Source organism: Propioniciclava sp. (assembly GCF_029977985.1).
In the GTDB taxonomy this organism is placed as follows: Bacteria; Actinomycetota; Actinomycetes; order Propionibacteriales; family Propionibacteriaceae; genus Propioniciclava.
The window spans coordinates 1-2,459 of record NZ_JARKOT010000131.1; the positions used below are offsets into that span (position 1 = coordinate 1).

The following is a 2,459-nucleotide window of genomic DNA, read 5'->3' on the forward strand; positions in this document are numbered from 1 at the left end:
GACCTCACCGATCCGTTCCGCCACCACCCCGCCCCCACGGCGGAGCCCATGAGCGTGGATACACTCGTGGGGGCCCATCGGGCGGCCACCGAGGAGGGACGATGAGCGAGCGCATCCAGCGGCAGCGCACCACGGCGCGCCGGTCCGAGGAGTCGCACGAGTCCCAGCTCTCCCCGCAGGGACAAGCGGACGCCGCGGGTCTGGACGAGTTGTTGGCCGAGATCGACACGGTGCTCGAGTCGGACGCCGAGGCCTACGTGCGCGGTTTCGTGCAGAAGGGCGGCCAGTGATCGAGGTGACCCTTTCGCCTGCCCTGGTCATCGGGACGGGCCTCGTCGGGGCGTCCGTGGCGATGGCGCTCACGAACGCGGGCGTCGACGTCCACCTGACCGACGCCCGGCACAGCCACGCGGTGGTGGCGGCCTCGCGAGGCGCGGGCAGCATCGAGCCGCTCCCGCCGGCCGACTACCGCCTCGTCGTCGTGGCGGTGCCGCCGGCGGCGTTGGCGTCCGTGATCGCCGAGAGCCTGGAGCGCTACCCGCACGCCACCGTCACCGACGTGGGTTCGGTGAAGGGCGTCGTGCTGGCGGCTCTGCGCGCGACGGGCGCCGATCTGGCCCGGTACTGCGGCTCGCACCCCATGGCGGGGTCGCAGAAGGCCGGCCCGTTGACGGCCCGGGCCGACCTGTTCGTCGACCGCACCTGGGTGATCACGCCGCACGACACGGCCTCGGCCCAAGCAGTGCTCACGGTCGAGCGGGTGGCCGAGCTCTGCGGCGCCCGGCTGGTGACGATGGCCGCCCAACACCACGACGAGGCCGTGGGGCAGGTGTCGCATGTGCCGCAGCTCGTGAGCGCCCTCGTGGGCGGCGGGCTGCTCGACCTGCCTCCCGAACACCTGCGCCTCGCCGGGCAGGGGCTGCGGGACGTCACCCGCATCGCGGGCTCCGACCCGCGTCTGTGGCAGCAGATCATCGCGGCGAACGCGCGCGCGGTGCGGGTGGAGCTCGAGGAGTTGCACAGCTCTCTCGGCGAGCTCATCGCGGTGCTCGACGACCCCGACGAGGTGCGCGCCTTCCTCGAGCGCGGTCGCCAGGGTGTCCGGTCGCTGCCGGGCAAACACGGGTCGAGCCCGGCGACGTGGGTTGCGGTCGTCGTCGAGATCCCGGACGCCCCGGGCGCGCTCGCCAAGCTGTTCGCCGACATCGAGGCGGCGGGGGTGAACGTCGAGGACGTCACGATCGACCACGACCTCGAACGCCAGGTGGGCTGGCTGGCGGTGCAGGTGGAGCCGGCCTCGGCGACCCGCCTCGCGCGGGCGCTCACCGACGCGGGCTGGTTCGTGCGTCCCTGATCGGGCGGGTCAGTAGACTGCACCGGTGCCCGCCGATCGCCTCGTCATCGCCATCGACGGACCCTCCGGGTCCGGGAAGTCGTCGACCGCCCGCGAGGTGGCCCGCCGGCTCGGCCTCGGCTACCTCGACACCGGCGCGATGTACCGCGCGGTCGCGGTCGCGTTCCTGGACGCCGGCGTGGCCCCGTCCGACACGGCGGCGGTCATCGCGGCCACGACCAACGCCGACATCGCGCTCTCGCTCAACCCCGACGAGCGTTGGGTGCGCGTCAACGGTCGCGACGTGACCGCCGAGATCCGGGAGCCGCGCACGTCGGCGAACGTCTCGACCGTCTCGACGATCCCCGAGTGCCGCGCCGATCTCGTCGCGCGCCAGCGCGCCCTCATGGATGCGGCCCCGAACGGCGTGGTCGCGGAGGGCCGCGACATCACCACCGTCGTCTACCCGGACGCCGACCTGCGCCTCCTGCTCACCGCGTCGCCGGAGGCACGGCTGGCGCGCCGCGAGGGCGAACTGGGTGGCCGCGTCAACCAGGCCGAGCTGCGCGATCAGGTGCTGCGCCGGGACGCCGACGACTCCAAGCTGGTCGAGTTCCAGACGGCCGCCGACGGCGTCCTGCTGCTCGACACCTCCGACCTGACCTTCGACCAGGTGGTCGAGACCGTCATCGACCTCGCCAAGGAGCGCTCGTGAGCCTCAAACCCGTCCTGGCCGTCGTGGGCCGCCCGAACGTGGGCAAGAGCCAGCTGGTCAACCGCATCCTGGGCCGCCGCGAGGCGGTCGTGCAGGACCTGCCCGGCGTCACGCGGGACCGGGTCAGCTACGACGCCAACTGGAACGGCCGCGAGTTCGTGATCGTGGACACCGGCGGGTGGGCGTCCGACGCGCGCGGCATGGCCGGACGCATCGCCGAGCAGGCCGAGCTGGCCATCGACGCGGCGGACGCCGTGCTGTTCGTGGTGGACGCCACCGTGGGCGTCACCGACGAGGACGAGGCGGTCGTGCGGGTGCTGCGCCGCTCGAAGAAGCCGGTCGTGCTGGCCGCCAACAAGGTGGACGACCAGCGGCTGGAGGCCGAGGCGGCGTCCATGTGGAACCTCGGCC

At 73.2% G+C, this 2,459-nt stretch carries 4 protein-coding genes; all 4 read left to right on the plus strand.

The genetic code is table 11. From position 1 onward, the window contains the following. The first annotated feature begins 101 nt into the window (after window positions 1-101). On the plus strand, window positions 102-290 hold the full coding sequence (locus Q1K57_RS08335) for a ubiquitin-like protein Pup (protein ID WP_300080877.1): 189 nt from the start codon (window positions 102-104) through the stop codon (window positions 288-290). Next, window positions 287-1,354 (plus strand): prephenate dehydrogenase, encoded by a 1,068-nt coding sequence (locus Q1K57_RS08340; RefSeq protein ID WP_300080879.1) that lies wholly within the window; start codon window positions 287-289, stop codon window positions 1,352-1,354. The genes Q1K57_RS08335 and Q1K57_RS08340 overlap by 4 nt, the downstream gene beginning before the upstream one ends. Window positions 1,355-1,379: 25 nt before the next feature. Further along, window positions 1,380-2,048, plus strand: a complete 669-nt coding sequence (gene cmk / locus Q1K57_RS08345) for a (d)CMP kinase (RefSeq protein ID WP_300080882.1) — start codon at window positions 1,380-1,382, stop codon at window positions 2,046-2,048. After that, window positions 2,045-2,459 (plus strand): GTPase (locus tag Q1K57_RS08350; RefSeq protein ID WP_300080885.1); only part of this gene is annotated, 415 nt, incomplete at its 3' end. The genes cmk and Q1K57_RS08350, both read left to right, overlap by 4 nt.